The 26,468-nt window shown below is 67.0% G+C and carries 25 protein-coding genes and 1 tRNA gene; 8 read left to right on the top strand and 18 right to left on the bottom strand.

Annotation, left to right across the window (positions count from 1 at the left end; all coding sequences use genetic code 11):
* Nucleotides 1-3 precede the first annotated feature (3 nt).
* Nucleotides 4-1,557 carry a carboxyl transferase domain-containing protein gene (locus V5D55_RS15635; RefSeq protein WP_435744707.1) on the bottom strand — a complete coding sequence of 518 codons (1,554 nt, stop codon included), beginning with the start codon at nucleotides 1,555-1,557 and terminating at the stop codon, nucleotides 4-6.
* Between the two features lie 112 nt (nucleotides 1,558-1,669).
* Here V5D55_RS15635 and V5D55_RS15630 point away from each other — a divergent pair, with 112 nt between their 5' ends.
* A complete protein-coding gene (locus V5D55_RS15630) occupies nucleotides 1,670-2,293 on the top strand; it encodes a TetR/AcrR family transcriptional regulator (RefSeq protein ID WP_435744705.1) in 624 nt (207 codons plus the stop codon).
* Here V5D55_RS15630 and V5D55_RS15625 read toward each other — a convergent pair.
* The 3 genes from V5D55_RS15625 to pdhA are packed head-to-tail and all read right to left on the bottom strand — an operon-like array spanning nucleotide 2,286 to nucleotide 5,781.
* A complete protein-coding gene (locus tag V5D55_RS15625) occupies nucleotides 2,286-3,656 on the bottom strand; it encodes a dihydrolipoamide acetyltransferase family protein (protein WP_435744703.1) in 1,371 nt (456 codons plus the stop codon). The two genes, V5D55_RS15630 and V5D55_RS15625, sit on opposite strands and share 8 nt — an antisense overlap.
* Nucleotides 3,653-4,663, bottom strand: a complete 1,011-nt coding sequence (locus V5D55_RS15620; RefSeq protein ID WP_435744701.1) for an alpha-ketoacid dehydrogenase subunit beta — start codon at nucleotides 4,661-4,663, stop codon at nucleotides 3,653-3,655. Before V5D55_RS15620 ends, V5D55_RS15625 begins: the two co-directional genes overlap by 4 nt.
* 2 nt (nucleotides 4,664-4,665) lie before the next feature.
* Complete coding sequence (gene pdhA, locus V5D55_RS15615) at nucleotides 4,666-5,781, bottom strand: pyruvate dehydrogenase (acetyl-transferring) E1 component subunit alpha (RefSeq protein WP_435744698.1); 1,116 nt, start codon at nucleotides 5,779-5,781, stop codon at nucleotides 4,666-4,668.
* A 170-nt stretch (nucleotides 5,782-5,951) separates the two neighbouring features.
* On the opposite strand from pdhA, the gene V5D55_RS15610 reads away from it, so the two are divergent.
* Nucleotides 5,952-6,425 carry an Lrp/AsnC family transcriptional regulator gene (locus tag V5D55_RS15610; RefSeq protein ID WP_307374174.1) on the top strand — a complete coding sequence of 158 codons (474 nt, stop codon included), beginning with the start codon at nucleotides 5,952-5,954 and terminating at the stop codon, nucleotides 6,423-6,425.
* On the opposite strand, the gene V5D55_RS15605 is transcribed toward V5D55_RS15610, so the two are convergent.
* Nucleotides 6,397-7,296: an alpha/beta fold hydrolase gene (locus V5D55_RS15605; RefSeq protein WP_435744696.1), complete on the bottom strand. Its 900-nt coding sequence runs from the start codon at nucleotides 7,294-7,296 to the stop codon at nucleotides 6,397-6,399. The two genes, V5D55_RS15610 and V5D55_RS15605, sit on opposite strands and share 29 nt — an antisense overlap.
* Before the next feature lie 66 nt (nucleotides 7,297-7,362).
* Between V5D55_RS15605 and V5D55_RS15600 the strand changes: the two genes are divergently transcribed.
* From V5D55_RS15600 to V5D55_RS15590, 3 genes are all read left to right on the top strand, one after another.
* Nucleotides 7,363-8,100, top strand: coding sequence for a 3'-5' exonuclease (locus V5D55_RS15600; protein WP_435744694.1), 738 nt, complete (start codon nucleotides 7,363-7,365; stop codon nucleotides 8,098-8,100).
* A 75-nt stretch (nucleotides 8,101-8,175) separates the two neighbouring features.
* Complete coding sequence (locus V5D55_RS15595; RefSeq protein WP_435744692.1) at nucleotides 8,176-9,105, top strand: helix-turn-helix transcriptional regulator; 930 nt, start codon at nucleotides 8,176-8,178, stop codon at nucleotides 9,103-9,105.
* A gap of 174 nt (nucleotides 9,106-9,279) precedes the next feature.
* Nucleotides 9,280-9,597 (top strand): hypothetical protein, encoded by a 318-nt coding sequence (locus V5D55_RS15590; protein WP_435744690.1) that lies wholly within the window; start codon nucleotides 9,280-9,282, stop codon nucleotides 9,595-9,597.
* A 41-nt stretch (nucleotides 9,598-9,638) separates the two neighbouring features.
* Here the strand turns inward: V5D55_RS15590 and V5D55_RS15585 are convergent, their stop codons facing one another.
* The 5 genes from V5D55_RS15585 to V5D55_RS15565 form a co-directional block, all read right to left on the bottom strand.
* The gene (locus V5D55_RS15585) at nucleotides 9,639-9,899 is read right to left on the bottom strand and encodes a DUF6458 family protein (RefSeq protein ID WP_435744687.1); all 261 of its coding nucleotides are present in this window, start codon (nucleotides 9,897-9,899) and stop codon (nucleotides 9,639-9,641) included.
* Between the two features lie 112 nt (nucleotides 9,900-10,011).
* On the bottom strand, nucleotides 10,012-11,520 hold the full coding sequence (locus V5D55_RS15580) for a glycoside hydrolase family 32 protein (RefSeq protein ID WP_435744684.1): 1,509 nt from the start codon (nucleotides 11,518-11,520) through the stop codon (nucleotides 10,012-10,014).
* Nucleotides 11,521-11,555: 35 nt separating this feature from the next.
* On the bottom strand, nucleotides 11,556-12,389 hold the full coding sequence (locus V5D55_RS15575) for a carbohydrate ABC transporter permease (RefSeq protein WP_435744681.1): 834 nt from the start codon (nucleotides 12,387-12,389) through the stop codon (nucleotides 11,556-11,558).
* Nucleotides 12,390-12,397: 8 nt separating this feature from the next.
* The gene (locus V5D55_RS15570; protein ID WP_435744678.1) at nucleotides 12,398-13,333 is read right to left on the bottom strand and encodes a carbohydrate ABC transporter permease; all 936 of its coding nucleotides are present in this window, start codon (nucleotides 13,331-13,333) and stop codon (nucleotides 12,398-12,400) included.
* On the bottom strand, nucleotides 13,333-14,715 hold the full coding sequence (locus tag V5D55_RS15565; protein ID WP_435744675.1) for an ABC transporter substrate-binding protein: 1,383 nt from the start codon (nucleotides 14,713-14,715) through the stop codon (nucleotides 13,333-13,335). The genes V5D55_RS15570 and V5D55_RS15565 overlap by 1 nt, the downstream gene beginning before the upstream one ends.
* Before the next feature lie 193 nt (nucleotides 14,716-14,908).
* Here V5D55_RS15565 and V5D55_RS15560 point away from each other — a divergent pair, with 193 nt between their 5' ends.
* The gene (locus tag V5D55_RS15560) at nucleotides 14,909-15,934 is read left to right on the top strand and encodes a LacI family DNA-binding transcriptional regulator (protein WP_435744672.1); all 1,026 of its coding nucleotides are present in this window, start codon (nucleotides 14,909-14,911) and stop codon (nucleotides 15,932-15,934) included.
* A gap of 14 nt (nucleotides 15,935-15,948) precedes the next feature.
* On the opposite strand, the gene V5D55_RS15555 is transcribed toward V5D55_RS15560, so the two are convergent.
* Both V5D55_RS15555 and V5D55_RS15550 read right to left on the bottom strand, forming a co-directional pair.
* A tRNA-Ile gene (locus V5D55_RS15555) sits at nucleotides 15,949-16,022 on the bottom strand.
* 14 nt (nucleotides 16,023-16,036) lie between these two features.
* Entirely contained in the window at nucleotides 16,037-16,588 is a 552-nt protein-coding gene (locus tag V5D55_RS15550) for a gamma carbonic anhydrase family protein (RefSeq protein WP_435744670.1), read from the bottom strand.
* A 130-nt stretch (nucleotides 16,589-16,718) separates the two neighbouring features.
* On the opposite strand from V5D55_RS15550, the gene V5D55_RS15545 reads away from it, so the two are divergent.
* Nucleotides 16,719-17,204: a Dps family protein gene (locus V5D55_RS15545; protein ID WP_435744666.1), complete on the top strand. Its 486-nt coding sequence runs from the start codon at nucleotides 16,719-16,721 to the stop codon at nucleotides 17,202-17,204.
* A gap of 65 nt (nucleotides 17,205-17,269) precedes the next feature.
* Here V5D55_RS15545 and V5D55_RS15540 read toward each other — a convergent pair whose 3' ends face one another.
* The 6 genes from V5D55_RS15540 to V5D55_RS15515 form a co-directional block, all read right to left on the bottom strand.
* Nucleotides 17,270-18,766, bottom strand: coding sequence for an amidohydrolase (locus tag V5D55_RS15540; RefSeq protein WP_435744664.1), 1,497 nt, complete (start codon nucleotides 18,764-18,766; stop codon nucleotides 17,270-17,272).
* A complete protein-coding gene (locus V5D55_RS15535; protein ID WP_435744662.1) occupies nucleotides 18,763-19,404 on the bottom strand; it encodes an FMN-binding negative transcriptional regulator in 642 nt (213 codons plus the stop codon). The genes V5D55_RS15540 and V5D55_RS15535 overlap by 4 nt, the downstream gene beginning before the upstream one ends.
* Before the next feature lie 41 nt (nucleotides 19,405-19,445).
* Nucleotides 19,446-20,930: an alanine/glycine:cation symporter family protein gene (locus V5D55_RS15530; RefSeq protein WP_435744660.1), complete on the bottom strand. Its 1,485-nt coding sequence runs from the start codon at nucleotides 20,928-20,930 to the stop codon at nucleotides 19,446-19,448.
* 102 nt (nucleotides 20,931-21,032) lie between these two features.
* A complete protein-coding gene (locus tag V5D55_RS15525; RefSeq protein ID WP_435744658.1) occupies nucleotides 21,033-22,031 on the bottom strand; it encodes an Fpg/Nei family DNA glycosylase in 999 nt (332 codons plus the stop codon).
* 1 nt (nucleotide 22,032) lies between these two features.
* The gene (locus V5D55_RS15520; protein WP_435744656.1) at nucleotides 22,033-22,518 is read right to left on the bottom strand and encodes a ribose-5-phosphate isomerase; all 486 of its coding nucleotides are present in this window, start codon (nucleotides 22,516-22,518) and stop codon (nucleotides 22,033-22,035) included.
* Nucleotides 22,519-22,556: 38 nt separating this feature from the next.
* Nucleotides 22,557-23,741 carry a ferrochelatase gene (locus tag V5D55_RS15515; RefSeq protein ID WP_435744654.1) on the bottom strand — a complete coding sequence of 395 codons (1,185 nt, stop codon included), beginning with the start codon at nucleotides 23,739-23,741 and terminating at the stop codon, nucleotides 22,557-22,559.
* Between the two features lie 124 nt (nucleotides 23,742-23,865).
* Between V5D55_RS15515 and pepN the strand changes: the two genes are divergently transcribed.
* Nucleotides 23,866-26,436, top strand: coding sequence for an aminopeptidase N (pepN, locus tag V5D55_RS15510; RefSeq protein WP_435744652.1), 2,571 nt, complete (start codon nucleotides 23,866-23,868; stop codon nucleotides 26,434-26,436).
* The last annotated feature ends 32 nt before the right edge of the window (nucleotides 26,437-26,468 follow it).

Genomic DNA, 26,468 nt, shown 5'->3' with positions numbered 1-26,468 from the left:
GACTCACATCCGGAAGACGCCGAAGCGCGGTTCGGGCAGCGGACTGCGGGCGACGACGTCGAGGGCGAGCCCCAGGAGGTCACGGGTCTGGGCCGGGTCGACGATCCCGTCGTCCCAGAGGCGGGCGGTCGCGTAGTACGGCTCACCCTGTTGTTCGTACTGCTCGCGGATCGGCGCCTCGAACTCTGCGCGAGCCTCGCCGGTCCAGGTCTCGCCGCGGGCGGAGAGCTGGTCCTCCTTGACGGTCGCGAGAACGGAAGCCGCCTGCGCACCGCCCATGACCGAGATGCGGCTCGCGGGCCAGGTCCAGAGGAACCGTGGCGAGTAGGCACGGCCGCACATCGAGTAGTTGCCGGCACCGAAGGATCCGCCGATGATGACCGTGAGCTTCGGGACACGGGTGCTGGCGACGGCGGTCACCATCTTCGCGCCGTCCTTCGCGATGCCGCCGGCTTCGGCATCCGATCCGACCATGAAGCCGGTGATGTTCTGCAGGAACAGCAGGGGGATGCCGCGCTGATCGCACAGTTCGATGAAGTGCGCACCCTTCTGCGCCGACTCGCTGAACAGCACGCCGTTGTTCGCCACGATCCCCACCGGATGTCCGTGCAGGCGCGCGAAGCCGGTCACGAGGGTCGTGCCGTACTCCGCCTTGAACTCGTGGAAGCTGTCGCCGTCGACGAGCCGGGCGATGACCTCGCGGACGTCGTAGCCCGCATTCACGTCGACCGGCACGACGTCGTACAGCGGGGTCAGCTCGGCAGGTGGTCGGCTCTCGAGCACCTCCCACGCGGGAACCTGCGGCGGCGGCAACGTGGCGACGATGTCGCGGAGGATCTCGAGCGCGTGCTCGTCGTCGTCGGCGAGATGGTCGACGACGCCGCTGCGCCGTGCGTGCAGTTCTCCGCCGCCCAGCTCCTCGGCGGTCACGATCTCGCCGATGGCCGCCTTCACGAGCGGCGGTCCGCCGAGGAAGATCGTCCCCTGGTCGCGCACGATCACGGTCTCGTCGCTCATCGCCGGAACATAGGCGCCACCCGCCGTGCACGATCCGAGGACGGCGGCGAGCTGGGGAATCCTCTCCGCAGACATCCGCGCCTGATTGAAGAAGATCCGACCGAAGTGCTCGCGGTCCGGGAACACCTCGTCCTGTCTGGGCAGGAAGGCGCCACCGGAGTCCACGAGGTAGAGGCAGGGAAGTCGGTTCTCGAGAGCGATCTCCTGGGCGCGCAGATGCTTCTTCACCGTGAGCGGGTAGTAGGTGCCGCCCTTCACGGTCGCGTCGTTGCAGACGACCATCACGTGGCGGCCGTGGACCAGCCCGATGCCTGCGATCACGCCCGCTCCGGGCGCCTCTCCCCCGTAGAGCCCGTCAGCCGCCAGCGGAGCGACCTCGAGGAACGGACTGCCCTCGTCGAGAACTCGCGCGACGCGGTCCCGCGGCAGCAGCTTTCCGCGCTTCACGTGACGTTCTCGGGAGGTCTCCGGACCGCCGCGAGCGGCTGTCGCGAGGCGTTCCCGCAGCTCCTGTGCGAGGGACTCCTGGGTTGCCGGCATCGCGATGTCCTCCTCGACCCACGGTCGCGCCGGCGGATGCCCTGGCGCGGTGCATGCATTCTCGGTTAGTGTGCACTAACCCGTTGATTCAGGTTAGCGAGGATTAACTGAGATGACAACCCCGGTCACCGCCCGAGACCGCGCCAAAGCAGAGCGCTCCGATGCGATCCTGCATGCCGCCGCGCGTCTGTTCGCCGAGCGCGGCTACACGGGTGTGAGCCTCGAGGACATCGGTGCCGCCGTCGGCGTCTCCGGTCCGGCTGTCTATCGCCATTTCGCAGGCAAGCAGGCTCTCCTGGGGGCCGTGCTCGTGAAGGTCAGCCAGGACCTCATCACCGGCGGTGAACACGTCTCGCTCGGCGCGGACACGGCGAACGAACGGATGCAGGCGCTCATCCGTTTCCATGTGGACTTCGCACTCGGGAACGCCGAGGTCATCCAGGTACAGGATCGTGACGTCGCCCACCTCTCCGAGGTCGACCGCGCGGAAGTGCGACGCCTGCAACGCAGCTACATCGAGCTGTGGATGGAAGCGCTCGCCGCGCTCTCCCCTGCCGTCGCGGGGGCAGACGCCGGAAACGTCGTCGACCAGGACGAACTCCGCCTGCGCGTGCAGGCGTGCTTCGGACTCATCAACTCCACGCCGCACAGCACCAGGGCCGCCTCGCGTCGGCATGCCGCCACCGCGACCGTGTTGGCCGCGATGGCGGAAGCCGCGCTGCGCGCCGCTATCTGAGCAGCATCGCCCGGCCTGGTTCGGCCAGGATGTCTGCGACGTCCTTGAGGAACCGCGCTCCCTCGGCGCCGTCCATGAGACGGTGATCGAACGAGAGGCTGAGGGTCATCAGCTGGCGCAGGGCGATCTCGCCGCGGTACTCCCACGGCTGGCGACGCACGGCTCCGACGGCGAGGATGCCCGACTGCCCCGGCGGGAGGATCGGCGTTCCCGCGTCGACGCCGAAGACGCCGATGTTCGAGATCGAGAACGTGCCGCCCGCGAGCTCGGCCGGAGACGTCTTGCCCGAGCGTGCCGTCTCCGCCAGGTACTTGAGCGCCGTCGCGAGGTCGGTCAGGGTCATCCGGTCCGCATCGCGGATGTTCGGCACGATGAGGCCGCGATCCGTCGCGGCCGCGATGCCGAGATCGACGTAGTGGTGCTGGACGATCTCACCCGCCGCTTCATCCCAGCGGGAGTTCAGTCCCGGCGTGCGTCCGAGCGCGAGGCACACAGCCTTCGCGACGACCGCGAGCGGCCCGATCCGGTGCTCGGCGAGCGACCGATCCTCGCGGAGTGTCGCGAGGAGGTCCATCGTCGCGGTGACGTCGACCGTGTGGAAGACCGTGACGTGCGGAGCGGTGAAGGCACTCTGCACCATCGCGGCGGCCGTGTGCTTGCGGACGCCGCGGATGGGGATGCGTGTCTCGCGAACGGCTTCTCCGCCGGCGCCGAAGAGCGCTGCCGGCGAGGACGGGGCCGTGGCTCCGGCATCCGGGGTCGCGTCGGTCGGAGCGGTGGCCGGTCTCCCGATCCGCTCTGCATAGGCGTCGACGTCGTTCCGGGTGGTGACCCTGTCTCCGACCTCGGCCGCGACGAGCACGAGGTCGATGCCGAGCCTCTTCGCGTGCGCGCGCACCGGCGGCGTGGAACGCGGACGCGCGATCACCGTCGCGGTGTTCGCCGAGGGCGAGGCATCATGCGGTGCAGCCTCGAGCACCGCGGTGTCAGCCGTGGGACGACTCGAGCCGGCGCGGCGCGCGCGCCGAGCGGGACGACCGGTGGCAGTCGGCGCGGCACCGTAGCCGACGAGGTTCGGCTGAGCCTTCGCCCCCGCGTCATCCGCAACGGTCGGCTCATCCTCGCCTTCGATGTCGAACTCGATCAGCGCAGAGCCGACGGCGACGGTCTCTCCCGCTTCGGCGTGCAGGGTCGACACCGTCCCTGCGTATGGCGACGGCAGCTCGACGACGGCCTTGGCCGTCTCGACTTCGGCGAGGGTCTGATTCAGGGCGACCGTGTCACCGGGAGCGACGAGCCACTGGACGACCTCGGCCTCGGTGAGCCCTTCACCGAGGTCGGGCAGACGGAATTCCGCGTTCATGCATCAGCTCCCGTCAGGCTGTTCGGGCGGTCGAGAACGCGGTCGACCGCGTCCAGGAGACGGTCCAGGTCCGGCAGGTGGAACTTCTCCAGCTTCGCCGGCGGGTACGGGATGTCATGACCCGTGACGCGGAGCGGTGCGGACTCGAGGTACTCGAAACAGCGTTCGGTGATGCTCGCGATCACTTCTGCCGCGACCCCTGCTTCACGCGACGCCTCATGTGCGACGACCACGCGGCCGGTCTTGCGCACCGATGCCGCGATCGAGTCGTAGTCGACGGGAGAAAGCGATCGCAGATCGATGACCTCGAGCGAGATGTCCTCGTCTTCGGCAGCATCAGCCGCCTGAAGAGCGGTCGTCACCATGGCGCCGTAGGTGATCAGCGTGGCATCCGTGCCCGACCGCACGACGCGGGCGAGTCCCATCGGCGGCGCATCGGCGAGCGACCCCTCGAGATCGACCTCGCCCTTGTGGTGGTAGAGCCGCTTCGGTTCGAAGAAGATCACCGGGTCGTCGGAGGCGATGGCCTGCCGGAGACTGCGATACGCGTCTTCCGGGTTCGAGACGGCGACCACTCGCAGGCCGGCCGTGTGCACGAAGTAGGCTTCCGGCGATTCGGAGTGATGTTCGGCCGCGCCGATGCCGCCCGCCCACGGGATGCGGATCGTGATCGGCATCTTGACCCGGCCCTGGGTACGGTAGTGGAGCTTGGCGACCTGCGCGACGATCTGGTCGAACGCAGGGTAGACGAAGCCGTCGAACTGGATCTCGACGACCGGACGGTAGCCACGGAACGCGAGCCCCACCGCCATGCCGACGATGCCGGACTCGGCGAGCGGAGTGTCGACCACGCGAGCCGCCCCGAACTCGTCCAGCAGTCCGTCGGTGATGCGGAACACGCCGCCGAGCTTGCCGATGTCCTCACCGAGGAGCACGACCTTGTCGTCGTCGCGCATGGCCTGGCGCAGCCCTGCGCCGAGCGCCTTTCCGAGAGTCAGCTCGGTCATGGTCACGCTTCTCCCTCGAACGATGCGAGATACGCGGCATACTCGCCGCGCTGGCGGTCGAGCCCGGTGTGCGGTTCGGCGTAGACGCCGTCGAATACCGACATCGGCGGGCGGGTCTCCATACCGAGGCACGCCGCGCGCATCTCCTTGGCGACGGCATCCGCTGCTGCCTGGGTCTCCGCGACGTGCTCGTCGGTCAGCTCACCCTTGCTCCGCAGGTACTCCTCGAGCCGTGCGATCGGGTCCCGGCGGCGCCAGGCCTCGAGCTCGGAGTCGTCCCGGTAACGGGTCGGATCGTCGGCTGTCGTATGGGGTCCCATGCGATAGGTGACGGCCTCGATGTACGCGGGGCCGCGGCCCGCGCGGGCGTGATCGAGCGCCCAGCGCATCGCCGCCATGCAGGCGAGCACGTCATTGCCGTCCACGCGCAGGCTCGGGATGCCGAATCCGGGTGCACGTCCGGCGATCGGGTACTGCGACTGCAGCGCGACGGGCTCGGAGATGGCCCAGTGGTTGTTCTGGCAGACGAACACGACGGGCGCCTGGTACGAGGAGGCGAAGATCATGGCCTCGTTCACGTCGCCCTGGCTCGTCGCGCCGTCGCCGAAGTAGGTCACCGCGACCTCGTCGGTGCCGTCATGGCGGATACCGAGGGCGTAGCCGACCGCGTGCAGGGTCTGCGCGCCGATGATGATCTGCAGCGGAGCGACACGGATGGCTGCGGGGTCGTGCCCCGCCCCTTCCTCGCCGCGCCACATCCGCACGTAGTCGCCGGGCTGCGCCCCCCGCGCGTAGATGACTCCGGTCTCGCGGTAGCTGGGGAACACGTAGTCCTGCGGAGCGAGCGCACGGGCGGTGCCGATCTGCGTGGCCTCCTGGCCCTGGCACGGCGCCCACAGGCCGAGCTGCCCCTGGCGCTGCAGCGCGACACCCTCAGCGTCGATCCGGCGGAGGATGATCATGTCACGATGCAGGGAGCGCAGCTGCGCGGCATCGACATCGGCGACGAACGGGTCGAGCCGAGGGTTCGCGAGGCGGGAGCCGTCGGGGGCGAGGATGCGCTCTGCGAGCTCCAAGTCCTGGGCAGTGTCTGCGATGGGCGTGATCTGCGGCGACATCATCGTCCTCCTCGTGCTCGGCGGCCCTCGTGGAGCTCTCGCGCGGTCTCCGGCATCATCACCGGCATGCTCTGAGGCTACGTCTGCTCAACACCTCGCTCAAGCAATTGCAAAGCGCTTGAGCATGTTGCTCAATTTGCGGCGGTGTGGGGCTGCTAGGGTTTGGCACTATGCCAGGACTGGACCGCATCGATCTCGAGCTTCTCGCCGCGCTCGCCGACGACCCCCGCATCACCATCGTCGCCCTCGCCGAGAACCTGAAGCTCTCCCGCAACACGATTCAAGCGCGGATGGCGCGCCTCGAGCAGACCGGGGTCTTCCTCTCGTACGAGCGATCGTTCTCGCCCGATGTGCTCGGCTTCCCACTGCAGGCGTTCGTGAACATCGGCGTGCGCCAGCCCGAGTTGCCCCGCATCATCAACGAACTCGCCCGTATCCCGGAGGTCGTGCAGGCCCACGGATTGAGCGGATCGATCGATCTCCTCGCCCGTGTCGCCTGCCGCGATGCTCGGCACCTGTTCGACACCGACGCCCGCATCCTCTCCATCGAAGGGGTCGAACGCACCGAGACGTCGCTCGCCATGGGCGAGGTCATCCCGTTCCGAGTGGCCGGGCTCATCGGCCTCGCGCGACGGGAATCCTGAGGAAGCGGCGGACCGCCCCGGCGGCTTCCGCGGGGGTCTCGTAGTGGATCAGGTGTCCGACGTGGGCGATCTCGACCAGCTCAGCGTCTGAGAAGAGAGTCGCGAGCGTGCGTTCCGCCTCGATGGGCGTGATGTCGTCGCGCTCGGCGGCGACGAGCAGGGTCGGTACGTGGATGCGTGCCGCGAACTCCCGCACATCATGGGAGACGCTCGCCACGAACGCGTCTCGCAGCACGTCCCGGTCGGAGAACCGCGAGAAGTACGTGTCGTGCTGATCGTGGATGAAGCGCCGCAGCGCGGGGTCCTTGGTCTTCGCCATGGTGATGCTCATGATGCGCACGATGAGGCTGTTGCGCAGCAGGGCGGTACCGAGCCTCTCCGGCAGGCGCGCGCCGAGGGCGTAGTACATCACAGCGAGTCGCGTCATCAGCCCCTTCGGTCCTTCGAGCGCCGGGGCGCCGATCGGATTGAGCAGAATGAGCCGCGGCGTCGCCAGGCCGCCGGCGACGGCCGCAGCGGTAACGATGGACCCGAATGAGTGTCCGAGGATGACGGCGCCAGGGGCGACCGCCGCGGCGAAGTCGGTGAGCCATCCGGCGTACTCGTCGAGGTCGTGCGTGCGCCCTGGCAGCGGCGCGGACTCGCCGAAGCCCGGAAGATCGGGAGCGATCACGCGCACCTCGGGGAGATAGGCGAGCACGGGTTCGAGCCCATGATGGTCGCCCCGGAAGCCGTGCACGGCGACGACCGTGGTCGCGGCGTCTGACGGACCGTACTCCCAATAAGCGGTCGTTCCGCCGCGGACCTCGACCTCGTGACGCCGCACCGGCAGGCGGCTGAGACGGTCGGCGTACGGCGAGGGAACGGTCATCCTCCGAGTCTACGAGCCCCCGTGCGGCTTCCCCTGAATGTCCGACCACCGCTCTACCGTGGTGTCATGTCACCCGGTCCTGCGCTCCCCGCCTGGCTCACCCGCGTCGCCGTCTTCGACCTCGAGACCACCGGTGTCGACGTCACGACGGATCGCGTGGTGTCCGCGCACGTCGGTGTCCTCGATGCGCACGGCTGGGAGATCGCGGCACGATCCTGGGTCGCCGATCCGGGGATCCCGATTCCCGAAGGCGCGACCGCGGTGCATGGCATCACGACCGAGTACGCCCGAGCGAATGGGAGTCCTGCGCGTGAGGTCGTCGCCGAGGTCACTTCCGCACTCCGTTCTCTGCTCGGCCAGGGCGTTCCCGTCGTCGCCTACAACGCGTCGTACGACTTCTCCTTGCTGGCACACGAGGCGACAAGGCATGGCGTCGAACCTCTCGTCGATCCCTCTCCCGTCATCGACCCGTTCGTCATAGACAAGGCCTATGACCGCTACCGTCGCGGCAAGCGGACGCTCGAGGTCGTGGCCGAGCACTACGCGGTCCCGCTCGAGGGAGCCCACGAGGCCTCTGCCGACGCCATTGCCGCGGGCCGGGTGGCTCAGGCGCTCGCACGACAATTCTCTCTCCCGCCGACGCTGACCGAACTGCACACCCGCCAGATCGGATGGGCGAGGTCGCAGGCCGCCAGTCTCACGGAGTACTTCATCAGCGTCGGTCGCCTCGAGCCGGAGCAGAAGCTCGACGGCAGTTGGCCGGTGCGGCCAGGCGCCCCCGACCGGTGCCTCCTGAGCCTGTGAGCTCGCGAGTCCGCCGGTTGGGCTAGGGTCCGATTGATGCCCGCATTCATGCGCCCGTGAGGAGAAGGTCGGTCGATGCAGTTCACGTCTCGGGATGTCGCCGAGGTGCAGTCCACCTGGCAGCAGTTCGTTCCGTCCGCTGCTCTGCAGAAGATCGACCCGCACCGGTTCCGCTTCGATTGGAGATCCGCCGATCTCGGCAGCGCGATGCTCGTGCGCTATGAACTCGCCGCTCAGGTGCACTCTCTTGCCGAGCCGCACGATCAACTCCTGGTGTGTCGAGTCGACGCTCCCGATGCCCAGGTGTGGTCGGGCCGCGACACACTCGACGCCAGGGCGCCATGGCTGTCCGACGGCTCGCAGGTCCAGGCCCGGTGGCACGACGGGGCGCGCGTCCGCGCTCTCGTGTTCGATCGCACCGCCGCCGAGGCCCGTGCGCGGCAGCTCATCGGCGACGATACGCTCCAACTCCGCTCGACGGGATTCGCGCCGCACTCCCCCTCTGCCGTATCCCAGTGGGAGAAGATGTTCCGCTATCTGGACACCGCCCTCGGGAACGACACCGACGACGACCGCATCATGGTGGCCGAGTTCGAGCGCCACGCGCTGATGGTGACTCTTGCCACCTTCCCCACCTCGCTCAGCGACTCCCTCCGCCGACCGGTTCAACGGACGGGCGCTCCGGCGACAGTGCGGCGCGCTCTCACCTACATCGATGAGAACGCCCACCTCGCCATCACGATCGACGACGTCGCGCGTGCATCGTTCATCTCCACACGGGGCCTCCAGTACGCGTTCCGCAGGGCTCTCGACACGACGCCGACCGTCGTTCTTCGTCGGGCACGATTGGACGGAGCTCGCCGCGATCTGGAGCGCGGCGAACGACTTTCGGTCAGTGCTGTCGCGCGCCGATGGGGGTTCAGCAACCCGTCGCGCTTCGCGATCGCCTATCGTGAGGCGTTCGGCGTCGCGCCGACGAGCGGACGCTCAGCCCCCGACCTGTGACATCAGGCGAAAACTCTGTTCGCCGGTAGCGGCGGGTCGTGGGTTATGGCGAATCGGCGGCACCATCGTTGGATAGGGTGCAGATACCCAGGGCCGCGCGTCGGTTCACGCTCCGACGTCAGCCGAGGAAAGTCATGACTCACGCGCTCACACCTGCCCGAGCGGCCGGCTGACATGGGAAGCCTGTACTACGGCGACGCGCAAGACCCGATTCAGATCGAGGATCGTGCGCTCGCGCATCTGAAGGTCGTCATCGCTACCAAACTGCGCCGCAACGAGAGCTTCACTCTGTCTTGGCGGCATCCGGAGGGCGATACCCCTGGGCGTTCGACGCTCTGGTTGCACCCCTCGATCCCGCTCCGATTCGTCTTCCAGGATCCGGAGACACCCGAATTGAGCCGCACGTGGATCGAAGACCTGGCGCACTCGGCGAACTCGAGCGGTGGAATCACTCTCGTCGAGGAGCACCTCGAGAGCGTTCTCGCCAGCTGACGACACCCGCTCAGAGGAGCGGATGCCGTCAGCGCGGGCGATCAGACGACGTCGTCGTTGGTCGCGCTGACCGAGCGGCGTGTGGTCGGCGCTCCGGTTGCGGGGTCGACCGAAGTGCGTGACACCGTCTCGGTGCGACGGCGGCGCGTGAGCATGATGATGCCGATCAGGAAGACCACGAATCCTGCGCCCATCAGGATGTAGCCGACCATGTCGAGGTCGACCCACTGCACCTCCACGTTGACGGCGAAGACGAGAATCGCTCCGATGACGACGAGCACGATACCTGTGCCGATGCTCATGATGCCTCCCGTTCCGCGGCGAAGTGCCGCACACCACGAGGGTGGCAGGGAACTCCCGCCGTGGAGAGGGGCTTGACAGCGGCCCGTGCTCATCGTCTCCGATGCCGGTGAGTCAGTACCGCACCACCGCGACGGTCGCTCGAGCCCTGCGCAGCGCTCCACCGACGACGGCGACGGAGTATGAACGGGGCGATGCGGCGGGGATGAGCGCGGTGAGCACCCTCTCACCGCTCTGCGCGAACAGCTCGAGGGACGACACTCGTTCGTTCAGCTGGTCGATCCAGAGGTCCCACTCGATCTCGCCCGGCTCTTCGAGGCGCATCGACGGAACACTGGCGAAACCCGAGGGCATCTCCGCGCCAGGACGATCGATCGCGATGCGTCCGCTCATCCGGTCCTGACGAATCACGACCAGATCGTCGTCTGACGCGGATTCGATGCGCAGTTCGATGTTGTGCGCATCGCCGAACGTCGCCGCGAAGCGGATCCGCGTAGCGCTCGCAGGATCCGCAGTGAGCACGGTGCTGCCGGTCATGGAACCGAGATCAACGCTCTCGGCGGGTTCGAGCTCGATGGCCGGCTCCTGCCGCAGGCGAAGGACTCCGCTCTGGTCACGGGTGAGGGAGAGCCTGCGGGGCAGGGTCATCGCGCTGCGGTATTCGTCGGAGTCTCCGGGGAGACTACCGGCGTACTCCCAGTTGTCCATCCAGGCGATGAGTGTTCTCTCGTCTCGGGAGAGACCGTCGAAGGTGACGCCGGCGTAACAGTCGGGTCCGAAGTCGAGCCAGCCGTACGCTTCCAGTTCTTCGCGTGACTGACTCCGCTCCCGTAGGAGTTCACGCCCGGATGTCGGATGCGGGACGGTCGGCCGGAAGATCTTGCCGTCGAAGTCGCCCACGATGTAATGGGTCCCCGAGCCGCCTGCGATGCCTCCGGGATTCAAGCTGATCAGAAGCACCCAACGCACATCCGAGTCGTCGCCGTCGACCGCCAGCGGGAACATGTCCGGGCATTCCCAGACCCCGCCGACCGGGCCCGCCGGGCCGTAGGAGGAGAGGAAGGTCCACGTCTTGAGGTCGTCCGAACGATGGAAGAGCACCTGGCGGTCCACCGCCTCCACCGCGACCATCACCCAGTACGCGTCCCTTCCGTCGTCGAACCAGAAGACCTTCGGGTCGCGGAAGTCGCTCGTGCCCCGGTCGAGCACCGGGTTGCCCTGGTACTTGGTCCAGACGTATCCCCCGTCGGTGCTGTACGCGAGAGCCTGCGCCTGGCGTCCGGCAGCTGCGGCGGTGTAGAGCGCCACCAGCGCCGGCTCCTCGGCCGTACCGAATCCGGACGTGTTGCCGTGGTCGACGACGACCGAGCCCGAGAAGATCTGCGCCTCTTCGTCCCAGAGGATCGCCGGGTCGTGCTCCGTCCACCGGATGAGATCGGTGCTCGTCGCATGGCCCCAGCTCATGTTCGCGTGCGAGACGCCCTGCGGGTTGTACTGGAAGTACAGATGATAGAGACCATCGTGGAAGACGAGGCCGTTCGGGTCGTTCATCCAGTTGTTCCGTGGAGCGAAGTGCAGGCGCGGGTGAGTGATGCGTAGCGGGGGAAGGTCAGTGGTCGTCACGGAGACCGTCGTCTTTCTGGTTGAAGAGGTGGTGATCACTTGCCGATACCCGCTGTGAGTCCTTCACGCAGCGGCTTCTGCCCGATGAAGAAGACCAGGAGCGCCGGGATCATCGAAAGAATCACGCCGGCGAGCACCGTCGAGATACTGCCGGTGCCGAGGTTCCCCTGCAACGTCACGAGTCCGAGCGGCAAGGTGAAGTTCTGATCGCTGATGGTCATGATGAGCGGCCGGAAGAACTCGTTCCAGTGGTAGTTGAAGGCGAGGATGCCGACGATCGCAAGGCCTGGAATCGCCAGCGGCAGGTATACGCCGAAGAACGTACGCCAGGGCCCGGCCCCATCGAGCTGAGCCGCCTCCCCCAGTTCGGTCGGGATTCCCATGAAGTACTGCCGCATCAGGAACGTGCCGAAGGCGGTGGGCAACGCAGGAACGATGAGCGCGAGGAGTGTGTCGGCGAGCCCCATACCCCTGACCAGCATGAACACGGGAACGATGGTGACCTGGAGCGGGACCATCATGGTCGCGAGGATGAGCGCGAACAGCAGCTTCTTGCTCCGGAACTCGAACTTGGCGAAAACATAGCCTGCCATCGCCGCCGAGAGCATCTGGCCCGCTGCGACGAGCAGCACCACCAGGGCGCTGTTCCAGGCGTACAGCCAGATCGGGATCTTGACGAAGACGTCGGCGAAGGCCCCGAATCCGACGTTGACCTCCTGGGTCGCACTGTCAGTGGGAGACAACGCCGTGAAGAGGGTCCAGACGACGGGTCCCAGAGTGAGGAAGGCCGCCAGTCCCAGGAGGGCGAACTTGCCGCCGGTTCCCAGACTGTAGAGCCATGAACGCTTCGAAGCGACTGTAGTGGTCATGAGGGGCCTCACCCGTAGAAGACGAATCGGCGGCTCAGCCGGAACTGGATGGCCGTGACGAGCATGATGAGAAGGGTCAGCACGATGCCGGTGGCCGACGCGCCGCCGAAGTCGAGCTGTCGGAAAGCCGACTCGTAGATCACCATCACGGCCGTGCGGGTCTCGTCGCCGGGCCCGCCGCGTGTGAGCACCCATGGTTGATCGAAGATCTGCAGCGCGTTGATGATCGCCATGACCGAGGCGACGAGCAGTGTGGGGCTCACCAGCGGCAAGGTGATCATCCGGAATTGAGTCCACCCCGCGGCGCCGTCGAGGGCGGATGCCTCGTAGACCTCACTGGGAATCGCCGCGAGCCCTCCGATGAAGAGGAGGAACGTGAACCCGAAGTTCTGCCACACGTACACCAGCAGCACCACGACCTTCGCGCCGGATCCTGTCGTCAACCATCCGACGTCCGCGATGCCGATCAGGTTGAGCGTCTGATTCACCAGCCCGAACTCCTGGTTGAACAGGTACGCCATGATGAGCGACACGGACGCAGCGGACAGGATCAGCGGGAAGAAGAGCGACGAGCGGAAGAAGGTGCGCAGCCACGCCGGCATCCTCGATTGGACGAGGATGGCGAGCACCAGGGCGACCGTGAGCTGCAGAGTGACTGCCACGACGACGAAGCCGATGGTGTTCAGGAATGACACGCTGACCGTCGGATTGGTCGCCAGGTCGACGAAGTTGTCGAATCCGACGAAGACCGGGTCGGAGATGATGTCCCAACGGAAGAACGCGAGGACGAACGACCCGACGATCGGCACGAGGCTGAACAGCCCGAGCCCGACCAGAGTAGGCGCCAGGAAGGCCCAGACCATGAGCCGCCCGGTTCGGGTGGCGGTGCCGGTCTCGGTCCGTGTCCCCGGCGGGAGGGTGAGTGTTCGGGTGCTCTGCGACATCAGCTTCGCCCCAACGCGAGCTCGAGGTCTCGCTGCATCGTCTCGAGCCCTCGGCGCACTCCGGATGGGCCGTTGGTGATGGTCGACACCACGTTCTTGAGCAGAGCGGATTCGACTGCGGCTTGCTGGGGCGGCGCCGGCATCGGCCCGGTATCGGGGAACTTGTCGAGCGTGTCGTAGAAGACTTCCCAGTGGGCGGGACCGACGCCGGCACCATAGAGCTTCGCGTTGAGCGAGCGACGCGGAAGGGATGAATCCGGCTTCGAATGCGCGATCGTCATGCCCTCGACGGAGACGCAGTACTTGAGCCACTCCCAGGCCTCGTCCTTGCGCGGCGAGGTCTCCATGATCGCGTAACCTCCCGCGCCGAACTGGTGCCGCTGCCCCGCCATTCGAGGGAAGTACGTGACGTCGTAGGCGTCGTTCGCGACACCCGCCTCCTCGAGGCCACGGACCCAGAACCCTCCGGCGGGAGTCATCCCGACGGAACCGGTGGAGAACAGCGAAACGAGCTCGTTCCCACCGCCCTGTGCGGGATTCGCCGCGAGACCTTCCGAGACCATGCGCTCCAGGACCGAGAAACTCTCGACGGCATGCTCGTTCAGCGCATCTGCCTGTTTCCACTCGTAGCCTCCGCTGCGGGCGGGCTGGTCGGGATAGAAGCGACCCCAGAACCAGTCACCACCGCCCGCCTTCTCCTCACGCAGGAAGCTGGTGTTGTTGACGTACAGCCAGGGGACGACGCCGCCCCACAGCCGGTTGTTCCAGAAGTAGGGCAGGAACTGGCCCGACGCGCTCTTCTTCATCGCTCTGGCCGTCGAGAGGAAATCCTCCAGCGTCCAGTTGTCGGCGGGGCGCTCGAGCCCTGCGCGCTCCATGGCGCGCGTGCTGTAGAAGACGTTCGCCGCGTTGAAGTTGTCGGGCATCTGGAACAGGCTGCCCTGGTACATGAAGGCCTCGATGAGCGTCGGATTCACGTCATCGAAGTACTCCTGCATCTCCGCCGCATCGCGGCGCACGAAGTCGTCGAGCGGATGCGCGAGGCGTGAGGCGAACAGCTGCGCCCCTTCGGTCGCGACCGTGACGACGTCCGGTGGCGTGCCGGCGGCGATCATCGTGAGGATCTTCGCGAAGTACTCGCTCCAGTCCTGCCCCTGGATGGCCACGATGCGCACCTCGACCCCGGGGTGCTTTCGCTGAAACCCGTCGACCAGCGACTGACGCGCCACGGCGTCCTGCGCCGTGCCGAACAGAGCGACCGTCAGGGTGTCCTTGCCACGCCCCGGGATGTCGGCGCCGGTGAGTCGTGGCCACGAGACGACGGTGCCGACGATGCCCAGTCCGATCGCGCCGAACAGAGCCCTGCGAGTGAGATCAACCACGATGTTCTCTCCTGATTTCCAAGATTCAGCGCACCGTGGGTACGTCGCACCCGGGTGCTAAATTGATTCAGCATCGCCGAGATTAGCACTCGGATATCCACCCCGCAACCATTAGCTGAATCAATTCAACACGAGTGGCTGCGCGGCGCTCTCCCACTGCCTATGCTGAGATTGTCGCGACGAGAGGAAGCCGATGCCGGATAACGTGGAGCGCAGGCCGACACTCACCGACGTTGCTGCACTCTCGGGCATGTCGAAGGCGGCCGTGAGCATGATCCTCAACGATCGCCCCGGCTCGCGCCTCTCGGTCGACGCCGCACGACGGGTCCGCGCCGCGGCGGAGGAACTCGGCTACCGGCCCAATCCCGCTGCCCAGAGCCTCCGCCTCGGAAAGACGAAGACGCTCGGCTTCATCTCGGATCAGATCACGGTGACCCGCTACGCCTCGGAGATGATCCGTGGCCTGCTCTCCGCCGCGAAGGAGCATGGGCACACCGTTCTCATCGCCGAAACAGAGGGCGATGACGCGACCATCGCCGACGAGATCCAGGCGATGATCGACCGCCGCGTCGACGGCATCCTGATCGGACTGCTCGGCGCCCGCATGATCGAGGTGCCGCAGACACCTCACGACGTGCCGATCGTGATCGTGAACGGAACATCGACGACGGGGCATCCCTCCGTCCTGCCCGACGAGCGCATCGCCGGTCATGCGATGGCGCGCTTGCTCACTGAAGCCGGGCATCGCCGTATCGGCGTGATCGGCAACAACCCCCGCGCCGTCGCGTCTCCCCTGTATTCGGTCACGATCGGTCCTCGATTCGAGGGGATCAACGCCGCGTTCACGGAGGCGGGCGTCGACCCGGTGATCGTCGACGTCGACGACTGGAACCCCGACGTCGGTTACACCCGGACGCTGCAGATGCTCGACTCACATCCAGATCTCACGGCCATTCTCGCCGGCAACGACGCGGTGGCGTTCGGTGCATACCAGGCGATCGCGGAGCGCGGACTGCGAGTGCCGAAGGACATCTCCGTCGCATCCTTCGACGACGAGGAGTTGGCGAGCTTTCAAAGACCGGGCCTGACGACGGCGCGGCTTCCCTATGACGTGATGGGACGCACGGCCGTCGAGATGCTGCTCGGCGACCGCCCCCTCACTGCTGCCCTGATCCCCATGCCGGTCGTGATCCGGGATTCGATTCGCAGCCTCCCCTGACACGGGGCATGTTGTAGGGCGGGCGGGACTTGAACCCGCGATCGTTGGGTTATGAGCCCACTGCCTTAACCAGCTTGGCCACCGCCCCGTACGGCCTCCAGCCTAGCGGCCGGAGGGTCGGACCGACGTCGCTGCGGCATGGGTCCCGAGGTGCCTCAGATAGATCTCTGCGTTGGCGATCAGGCCGGCACGTTCCTCGTCGCTGAGGGCACGACGGACCTTGGCCGGAACCCCCGCCACGAGCGATCCGTCGGGAATCTCGGTCCCTCCCAGCACGACGGCGCCACCCGCGATCAGGCAGCCGGCACCGATCACGGCACCGCTGAGGATCACAGATCCCATCCCGATCAACGACCCGTCGCCGATCGAGCATCCGTGCACGACGGCGTTGTGTCCGATCGAGACATGAGAACCCACGACCACCGGGTGTCCCGCATCGACATGTACTGAGACGTTGTCCTGCACGTTGCTTCCCGGACCGATGACGATGCCGGCGGAGTCACCGCGCAGTACGGCGTTGTACCAGACGCTGGCTTCCGCCCCCAGGGCGACGTCTCCGACGATTCGCGCGCCCTCCGCCACGAAAGCCGTCGGGTCGATCGACGGGGAACGGTCCAGAAGGGCGAGAACGGATGCTCCTGAAGCGACAGTCATGAGGTGAGACTACCCTCACTTCCGCGGAATCACGCGGAAGTGAGCCGAGCCTCAGCTTGCTTGCGGAATGTCTGAGCCTGAGTAGCGTTGTCTTCACACGTACGAGAGAACCGTTCCAGAGGAGCACAAGATGAGCAAGGCACAGACCATCACCACCACCGCCATCGACCCGACCGTCGCCGCAGGCGCCGCCCAGTTCCTCTCCCCCGTGGTGCTCGGCCTCCAGGCGCTGACCGTCAACGGCAAGCAGGCCCACTGGCACGTGCGCGGCGCGAACTTCATCGGCGTCCACGAGCTGCTCGACACGATCGTCGCGCACGCCGGCGACTTCGCCGACACCGCTGCGGAGCGTATCGTCGCCCTCGGCCTCCCGATCGACGCCCGCGTGAGCGCGGTCGCCTCCAAGGCCGGCGCGACGTCTGTTCCCGCGGGCTTCACCCAGTCGGACGAACTCGTCCGCGCCGTCATCTCCGACATCGACGCGATCCTGGTCGACGTCAAGGCTGCGGTCGACGGTCTCGACGAGGTCGACCTGACGAGCCAGGATGTCGCGATCGAGATCGCGCGCGGTCTCGAGAAGGACCGCTGGTTCCTGGTCTCGCACATCGCGGCCTGACCACAGACGAAGGAGGCCGGGTTCTCAGCAGCGCTGAGGGCCCGGCCTTCTTCGTGCGTCCGGGCTCAGGCTCGGTGAGTGACGCGTCCACCCAGCAGCGTGGCGACGACCGGCATCCCTCGCAACTGCTCCCCCGTCGCCGTCCGCGGGTCAGCGCCGCACAGCACGATGTCTGCGGGCTCACCCGGTCGCAGCGAGGATCGCACGCTCGCTTCCAGAGCGTGATCGATGGTGAGGCGTTCCTCCGGGTGCCACGGGGCTCGGTCGTCGTCGGTCCGGGTGACAGCAGCCGAGATCGCATGCCAGGGGTCGAGCGCGGCGACCGGGGCATCCGAGCCGAACCGGAGTTCGGCGCCCGCGGCCCGCAGCGACGCGAGCGGATAGCTGATCGCGGTCTGCTCCGCCCAGTGCTTTCCGATGAGATCGCGGTCGTCGATGGCGTGTTGCGGCTGCACGCTGGCGATGACACCGAGCCGCGCGAAACGGGCGAGGTCGGCGTGCCTGACCAGCTGGGCGTGCTCGATCGTCCCGACCGCGCCAGCGACCGTGAAGGCGTCGAGCGCCGAGGTCGTGGCTCGATCGCCGATGGCGTGGACGGCCGCAGCGAGTCCCGCTCCCGTCGCACGCGTAAGTAGCTCGACCAGCTCGTCCGACGGAACGGTCAACACTCCGAAGTTCGCGGGATCGCCGGGATAGGCGTGCGAGCACGCAGCCGTCCGTGTGCCGAGCGACCCGTCCGTGATCACCTTGAGCGGACCGACGTGCACGAGGCCGCGCCCCGCATCCGGGGTGCCCGGATCTTCGTGGAGCTCTCCGGTGCGCAAGCCCGCAGTGATCGCCCGATCCAGATCGAACGGGTACATCGCGAACTCGACCCGGTGCGCAGCGAACCCCGCCTGCACCCGACGCGGCCAGGCCTCGGCATTCCAGGCCATGTCGAAGTCGACCAGACCCGTGACGCCACGCGTCGCGGCGCGCTCGCCCGCGTCGCGCACGGCGCGATCGCTGTGCGCGGGATCGACGGCGTTCAGGCGCCGGGAGATCTCGAACGCATCCTCCTCGCGCAGCATTCCATCGGGGGTGCGGAAGCCCTCGCGCGCGAGGGCCGCAGAATTCAACCACACGCTGTGCACGTCGGCGTTGATCAGGTAGGTCGGAACCTCGCCGCTCGCGGCATCCAGCAGGTCCAACGTGGGAAGGTCGGGCCACAGCGCATCGCGGAACCCTGCCCCGACCCGCCGACCGTCAGGAAGTGCATCGACCGCGCTCATTCGCCGAGCCGCCTCCGCCGCAGAAGCGGCACCCCCGAGCGCGACACGTTCGGTGTCGAGCGCCCACTGCACCGTGTGGACGTGGTTGTCCCAGAGACCGGGAACCGCCCACGCACCGTCGCCATCGATCACTTCTCCGCGCGCGGGGAGTGCCCCAGTGGGCGCGATGTCGGCGATGCGGCCGCCTGAGATGTGGATGTCGACCGGTTCGTCATCGATCAGGAACTCGCTTCCTGGCCCGGCGATGCGCACCGCCCGGATGGTTTCGACTCCTGTACCGCGCTCCGTCACTGCTGAACTCCTGTGCGCGCATCCTGGGCGCGTCTCATCTCGGCGGCCAGCGCGTGGTTCGCGTACGGACCCTCCTCCGTCAGAGCGGAGATCACGGCCTCGATCGTCTCCGCCGGCTTGTTCTGGCTCAGCTTCCGCTTCGCCACGACACGCGTCGGCGTCAGCCGGAACCCGACGGTCCCCTCGGCGAGGCGCTCGACGAACCCCGGGTCGTTGGGTCGCGCCCACATCAGCCGCGGATCCGGCATCCGCGACTCGAATCGTTCGACGAGCCGGTCCAGCACCTCGAGGTTCTCCGCATCGCTGAGAATCTCCGGCGTGCCCGACAGGTGCACCGCGGTGTAGTTCCACGTCGGCACGGCCTTCACATCGCCGTACCAACCGGGAGATACGTAGCCGTGCGGCCCCTGGAAGACCACGAGCAGCTCGCGCTCACCCATGCCGTGGATGAGGTCATCCGGGCGGCCGACGTGACCGACGATCGTGAGATCGTCGCGGGACTCATCGAGCAAGACCACGTAGTGCGACGCGACCAGTCCGTCATCGCCCTCACTGACGATCGTCGCCCACGGATTCGCATCGACGACACGGCGGATCTCCGTCACGTCGGCCAGCGTGAAGCTCGGGTTCTGTCGCATGGAATCAGCCTAGAGCGGATGCCGCGGCCGCCACGCGGATCTCAGTTGCGACGGCGTTTGGCGACAGGGATCGCCTGGGTCTTCCATTCCTCCCAACCGGGCGTCCCCTCCATGAAGGCGTCGATCTGATCCCGGTCGGCGCGAAGCTGTGGATCGTTCTCCAAGTACTTCTTGGTCTCCCGGGCGACGAGGCCCGAAAGAATCAGGAGTCCGATCAGGTTCGGCAACGCCATGAGTCCGTTCATAGCGTCAGAGAACGCCCACACCACGCCGAGTTGCACCGTGCAGCCGACGAATACCACCAGCGAGAAGACGATGCGGAAGGGCATGACCGCGCGCCGTCCGAGCAAGCGCTCGATGTTGCGCTCCCCGTAGTACGACCAGCCCAGGATCGTTGACCCGGCGAACATGACCAGACCCACGGTGACGATGATGTGGCCCCAATCCCCGGGAAGACCGTGCGAGAAGGCTGCCCCGGTCATCAGCGCGGGGCTGAGCTGCTCCCCTGTCGCCGGATCGATCTCATTCCAGGTTCCGGTGGAGATGATGACGAGCCCGGTGCAGGTGACCACGATGATGGTATCGATGAATGTCTGCGTCATGGACACGAGCCCCTGGCGCACCGGGTGACTGGTCTTCGCCGCCGCAGCGGCGATTGCCGCCGAACCCATCCCCGATTCGTTCGAGAAGATGCCGCGGGCGACTCCGAATTGCACAGCGATGATGATCGCTGAGCCGGCGAATCCACCGACGGCGCTCGTCCCGGTGAAGGCTTCTGAGAAGATCTGTCCGATGGCAGCGGGCAGCGCGCCGACGTTCGCGATCAGGATGTACAGCGCGCCGAGCACGTAGAAGATGATCATGATCGGCACCAGACCGGCCGTCACACGTCCGATGGACTTGATGCCACCTACCAGCACCACCATCGCGAACACGGTGAGCACGATCCCGGTCACCCACGTCGGAACAGCGAAGCTGGCCTCCAGGTTCTGAGCGATCGAATTTCCCTGCGTCATGTTGCCGATGCCGAAGCACGCCAAGACCGCGAAGACCGCGAAGGACAACCCGAGGACCTTGCCCAGGGGCCCGCGGATGCCTCGCTCCAGGTAGTACTGCGGCCCACCGGACTTTTCGCCAGCGGCATCGGTGGTTCGGAAGCGCACACCGAGAAACCCCTCAGAATACTTCGATGCCATACCGAGGAGCCCGGTGATCCACATCCAGAACAGCGCGCCGGGGCCACCGATGCCGATCGCTGTCGCGACCCCGACGATGTTCCCGGTGCCCACGGTCGCTGCGAGAGCGGTAGTCAGAGCCTGGAACTGAGAGATGTCGCCGTCAGCTCCAGGATCCTTTCGTGTGATGAGCCCGAGCCGCAGCGCGGGACCGAGCCGGATGAACTGAAGCCCACCGAGGCGGATCGTGAGATAAAGGCCCGTCCCGAGAAGCAGAGGTATCAGGAAGAAAGGCCCCCAGATGAACCCGCTGACGGTCTCGAGGAAAGTCTGAACAGTGGTGAGGTCCATCTCGGCTCCTGTCTGCGGTGCGACGCTCGCAACGCTGTCACCCTATTCACAGGAAAGGGAGTCGAGTCCCGAACGACCGCCGCGTGTCGGCCGAATCGTCCGTCAGGCTTGGCAGCGAGGGCACCAGTAGAGCTTGCGTGCGCCGATCTCCTCGAGGGCGATCTCGGTGCCGCACACCCGGCAGGGGAGACCCGCGCGATGGTAGACCCAGTGGCGATCATCGCGACTCGCCATGGCCGCGCGATAGTCCTCGGGCGAGAGGTCATCCATCGTCATCATCTGGCCGGTCTCGACGCCGATAGCGAGCAGACGCACCCAGTCGTGCCAGATCGCGCGCAGAACATCCTCCGGAACGTCGCGGCCCGAGGTGTGCGGGTTCAGGCGGTGACGGTAGAGCAGCTCGGCGCGGTAGACGTTCCCGATGCCGCTCACGACCGACTGATCCATCAGCAGCAGTGCGATGACGGTCTGCGTCTTGCGGACAGCGCGGACGAAGCGCTCCTCATTCTCGATCGGATCGCCCACCAACGGGTCGGGCCCCAGCTTGGCGACGGTCGCGAGCATCTCCTCCGGCGTCTGCAGGACGCAGGCCGTCGGACCGCGGAGGTCGGCCGCCGTGATGTCGGTCATGAGTCGCAGGCGCACCTGACCGACGATCGGCGGAGGCCACTCGAGCCCTTCGTCGGCGAGGCCCTTCGTCTGCTCGGACATCCGCACGTGGACGCGGGTGCGCCGCGGTGCACCGATCGAGGACAGCGAGTTCTCCCCCGCGTCGTCGAGGATCGGATCGTCCAGCACCGTTCCGCGCTGGTTGGTCTGACCCATCCGGCCATTGGCCGAGGCGATCGTGGGATCCAGGAGGATCTCGCCCGCGAAGTCCCAGGCGCCGTAGAGGCCGAGATGCACCCGAAGCCACAGGTCGCCCTCCGCCTCGAGGAACATCTGCTTCCCCACGGCCTTCACGCTCACAGCCGCTCGTCCGTCGAGAACGGCAGCGCCTTCGGCGAACCGCCCCTGCGGACTCGACGCGTGCAGCGTCTTCCCGATGAAGTTGCGGTCGAACTGCCGTGCGATCCGGTGAACGGAGTGGCCCTCGGGCATGTCAGCTCCTCGGATCCGGAAGCAGGGAGCCATCGCGTTCGAAATCGGCGATCTGGCCGATCCTGCGGACGTGTCGCTCATCCCCGGAGAAAGGCGTCCCGATGAACCGGTCGATCAACGAGGTGACCTCGTCATACGTGTGCTGGCGTGCTCCGATGGAGATCACGTTCGCATCGTTGTGTTCGCGGGCAAGCTCCGCCGTCGACAGGTTCCAGACCAGTGCCGCCCGAACGCCCTGGACCTTGTTCGCCGCGATCTGCTCGCCGTTGCCCGAACCGCCGAAGACGACGCCGAGCGCTTCGACGCCCGACGTCTGGTCGGCGACGACCGCCTGGGCCGCACGGATACAGAAAGCGGGATAGTCGTCCAACGCGTCGTAGACGATCGGACCGTGGTCGACGACCTCGTGGCCCGCGGCACGGAGATGGTCCTGCAACTGCGTGGAGAAGTCCAGACCGGCGTGGTCGGTGGCGATGTGGATGCGCATGGCTCCCATCCTAGAAGTGGACGAGAGTGCGCGTGAGGTCAGGGGGCGACGCCGGCGGCGGCGGGCTTGAACCCCGCGCGGATGTTCTCGCAGCATCCGGGCCGACAGACGTCGAAACCTCCCGGTAGAGACGTGACGTGCGGACGCTCGGCGTTCGGGCGTCCCTGCAACCGCTCCTCGATCAGATCGACGATCCCGTCGACGAACGATGCAGACACACCGGGAGTGGGTGTGCGAGTGAACGCCAGCGCCGCTTCTTCCGCCGCTTCTGCCGCTTCGGTGTCGAGATCCCAGAGCACTTCCATGTGGTCGCTCATGAATCCGACGGGAACCACGGCGACGGCCTTGCGCCCGCGGGCGGGCAGCTCAGCGATCACATCGCAGACGTCGGGTTCGAGCCACGGCTGCGAGGCAGGACCCGAACGAGACTGGTAGACGAGTTCCCAGGACACGTCCGCCGCCTCGGGGATGCTCTGTCGGACGCTGTCCATGACCCAGGCCGCCACAGCGAGGTGCTGCGCCGCGTAGGCGCCACCCTCGCCCCAATCGATGTCGCGCGCGCCGGACCTTTCGGCGTCGGCCGTCGGGATGCTGTGCGTCGAGAACAGGATCTGGATGTCGGCAGCCGCGATTCCCTGGGCGAGGAAGGCTTCGACGGCCTCGCGCACACCGCGCTCGAAGGCCTCGACGAAACCGGGGTGGTCGTAGAAGGGACGGATCTTGTCGATCGTGACGGTGTCACCCAGACCGGTCTCCTCGAGGACCCGCGCGAAGTCCTCGCGGTACTGACGGCAGCTGGAGAACGAGCTGTAGGCGCTGGTCGCGAAGGCGAGGAGGGTGTTGTGCCCCTGCGAGGACGCCTCGGCGACGACCTCGTCCAGGTAAGGGGCCCAGTTGCGGTTTCCCCAGTACACCGGCAAGTCGATGCCGCGTGCGGCCAGTGCTGCCTCCAGCGCCGACTTCAGCACCCGGTTCTGGCCGTTGATGGGGCTGACGCCGCCGAAGTGACGATAGTGATGGGCCACCTCCTCGAGGCGCTCATCCGGGATGCCGCGCCCCCGGGTCACGTTGCGGAGGAAGGGGATCACGTCCTCCTGCCCCTCCGGACCGCCGAACCCCGCCAGCAGGATCCCGTCGTACGCGACGGGAACGGTCACGAACGGGGCGCCGCCTGCGGCAGCGGACGAGGCAAAGGGGACAACGGGCGGCTCGGTCACAGTCACCCCTCCATCCTTTCACCTCTGCGGAGTGAGGGTGCCCGCCCCTCTGGCGTAGGCTGTCAGGGTTGCCGTGGGCGCCAACTGCGCCCGACTCCGGTGACATCCCCTCACCCCTGGGAGTACAGCTGTGCCTGGAGAGAACCTCACCCGCATCGAAGCGCAGGAGCGCCGCGACGTCGTCGACACCCAGTCGTACGAGATCGCACTCGATCTGACCAAGGGTGCCGAGGTCTTCGGCTCGCGAAGCGTGGTGCGCTTCACCGCGACCCCCGAGAGCTTCACCTTCATCGATCTCATCGCGCGCGAGGTGCGGGAGATCTCGCTGAACGGCGAGCTCCTGAACCCCGACGAGGTGTTCGCCGACTCCCGGATCGCTCTCTCCGGCCTCCAGGCCGAGAACGTGCTTGTCGTCGACGCCGACTGCGAGTACACCAACACCGGCGAGGGGCTGCACCGCTTCGTCGATCCGGTGGACGGCGAGGTCTATCTCTACTCGCAGTTCGAGGTGCCGGATTCGCGCCGTGTGTTCGCCGTGTTCGAGCAGCCCGACCTCAAGGCCACCTTCCAGTTCACGGTCACCGCGCCCGCCGCGTGGAAGGTCGTGTCGAACTCGCCGACGCCCGAGCCCATCATCCACGATGACTCGGCAGGTTCGGGAACCGAGAAGTTCGCCACCTGGGGCTTCGAGCCCACGCCCCGCATCTCGTCCTACATCACCGCCCTCGTCGCGGGGCCCTACGAGGCGACGTTCTCGGAGCTCACGAGTGCATCCGGTCGCGTGGTCCCTCTCGGCGTCTACGGTCGCAAGAGCCTGTGGCAGCATCTCGACGCCGACTACATCTTCGACAAGACGCGTGAGGGCTTCGCGTACTTCGAGTCCAAGTTCGGCGTGCCCTACCCGTTCGCGAAGTACGACCAGCTCTTCGTCCCCGAGTTCAACGCGGGCGCGATGGAGAACGCGGGCGCGGTGACCTTCACCGAGACCTACGTGTTCCGCAGCAAGGTCACCGACGCCGTCAAGGAGCGCCGCGTCGTCACGATCCTGCACGAGCTCGCGCACATGTGGTTCGGCGATCTCGTCACCATGAAGTGGTGGAACGACCTCTGGCTCAACGAGTCGTTCGCCGAATGGGCGTCGACCATCGCCACCGCCGAGGCCACCGAGTGGACCGAAGCGTGGACCACGTTCAACGCCATGGAGAAGACCTGGGCGTATCGCCAGGACCAGCTCCCCTCGACGCACCCGATCGTGGCCGAGATCAACGACCTCGAAGACGTGCAGGTCAACTTCGACGGCATCACCTACGCGAAGGGCGGCTCGGTCCTGAAGCAGCTCGCCGCGTGGGTGGGCATCGAGGCCTTCTTCGGCGGTGTCTCGCAGTACTTCCAGAAGCACTCCTGGGGCAACACCGAGTTGAGCGACCTGCTCACGGAGCTCGAGGCCACCAGCGGCCGTGACCTGAGCACGTGGTCGAAGAAGTGGCTGGAGACCGCGGGTGTCAACACGCTCGAACCGGTCATCGCCGAGTCGGGCGACGGCACGATCTCGCGGTTCGCCGTCACGCAGACGGCCCCGGCCGACTACCCGACGATTCGCCCGCACCGCCTCGGCATCGGCTTCTACACGCTGACCGACGGCTCGCTCACCCGCACGCACTACGTCGAGGTCGACGTCGACGGCGACCGCACCGAGGTGCCCGAGCTGCAGGGTCTGAAGCGCCCCAATCTCGTCCTGCTCAACGACAACGACCTCGCCTACGCGAAGATCCGCCTCGACGAGAAGTCGCTCGCCACCGCGATCGCCCACCTCGCCGACATCCACGACCCGCTGGCCCGCTCGCTGGTCTGGGGCGCGGCCTGGGATCAGACCCGCGACGCCGAGACCCCGGCATCCGCCTACATCGACCTCGTCCTCGGCAACATCGGCCGCGAGACGGAGTCGACCACCGTCCGGACGACCCTCGCGCAGCTGCGTTCCGCGGCCACCCTGTACGTCGCACCGGAGGACCGGCAGGCGGCCCGCCTGAAGGTCGCCGACGGTCTCTGGGCCCTGGCCGAGTCGGCCGACGCCGGCAGCGACAGCCAGCTCCAGTTCGTCACGGCGTTCGCCAGTGCTCTCGTCACGACCGAGCACGCCGGCATCGTCGGCCGACTGCGCTCCGGCGAAGAGACCCTGCCTGGTCTGGAGATCGACGCCGACCTGAACTGGCAGCTGCTCTACGGCCTCGCCACGATCGGTGCGACGGATGCTGCCACCATCGATGCCGCGCTGGCCGCAGACAACACCGCGAAGGGCGGCGAGTTCGCCGCTCAGGCACGTGCCGCACTCCCCGACTCCGCCTCCAAGCAGGTCGCCTGGGCCTCGCTGATCGAACGCGACGACGCCCCGAACACGATCGTCCGGTCGGCAGCCCTCGGGTTCGTGCATCCCGCCGGTACTGCCGTGCTCGGAGAGTTCGTCCCGAAGTACTTCGACATGCTGCTGCCCATCTGGGAGTCGCGCTCGTACCAGATCGCTCAGTACCTCGTCGTCGGACTGTTCCCGACGGCGCTCGCCGACATCGCACTGCGTGACGCGACCCGAGGGTGGCTGTCCGCGCACCAGGATGCTGCCCCGGCGCTCCGCCGCCTCGTGTTGGAGAACCTGGCGGATGTGGAGCGCGCCCTGGCCGCACAGTCCCGCGACGCCGAGGACTGATCTCTCGACCCCTGTGATCGGGCCTCTGCTGC

The organism is Microbacterium sp. PMB16, from assembly GCF_051294855.1.
GTDB lineage: Bacteria > Actinomycetota > Actinomycetes > Actinomycetales > Microbacteriaceae > Microbacterium.
The sequence above is the reverse complement of the archived record's forward strand: the minus strand, read 5'-3'. Positions and strand labels throughout refer to the sequence as shown.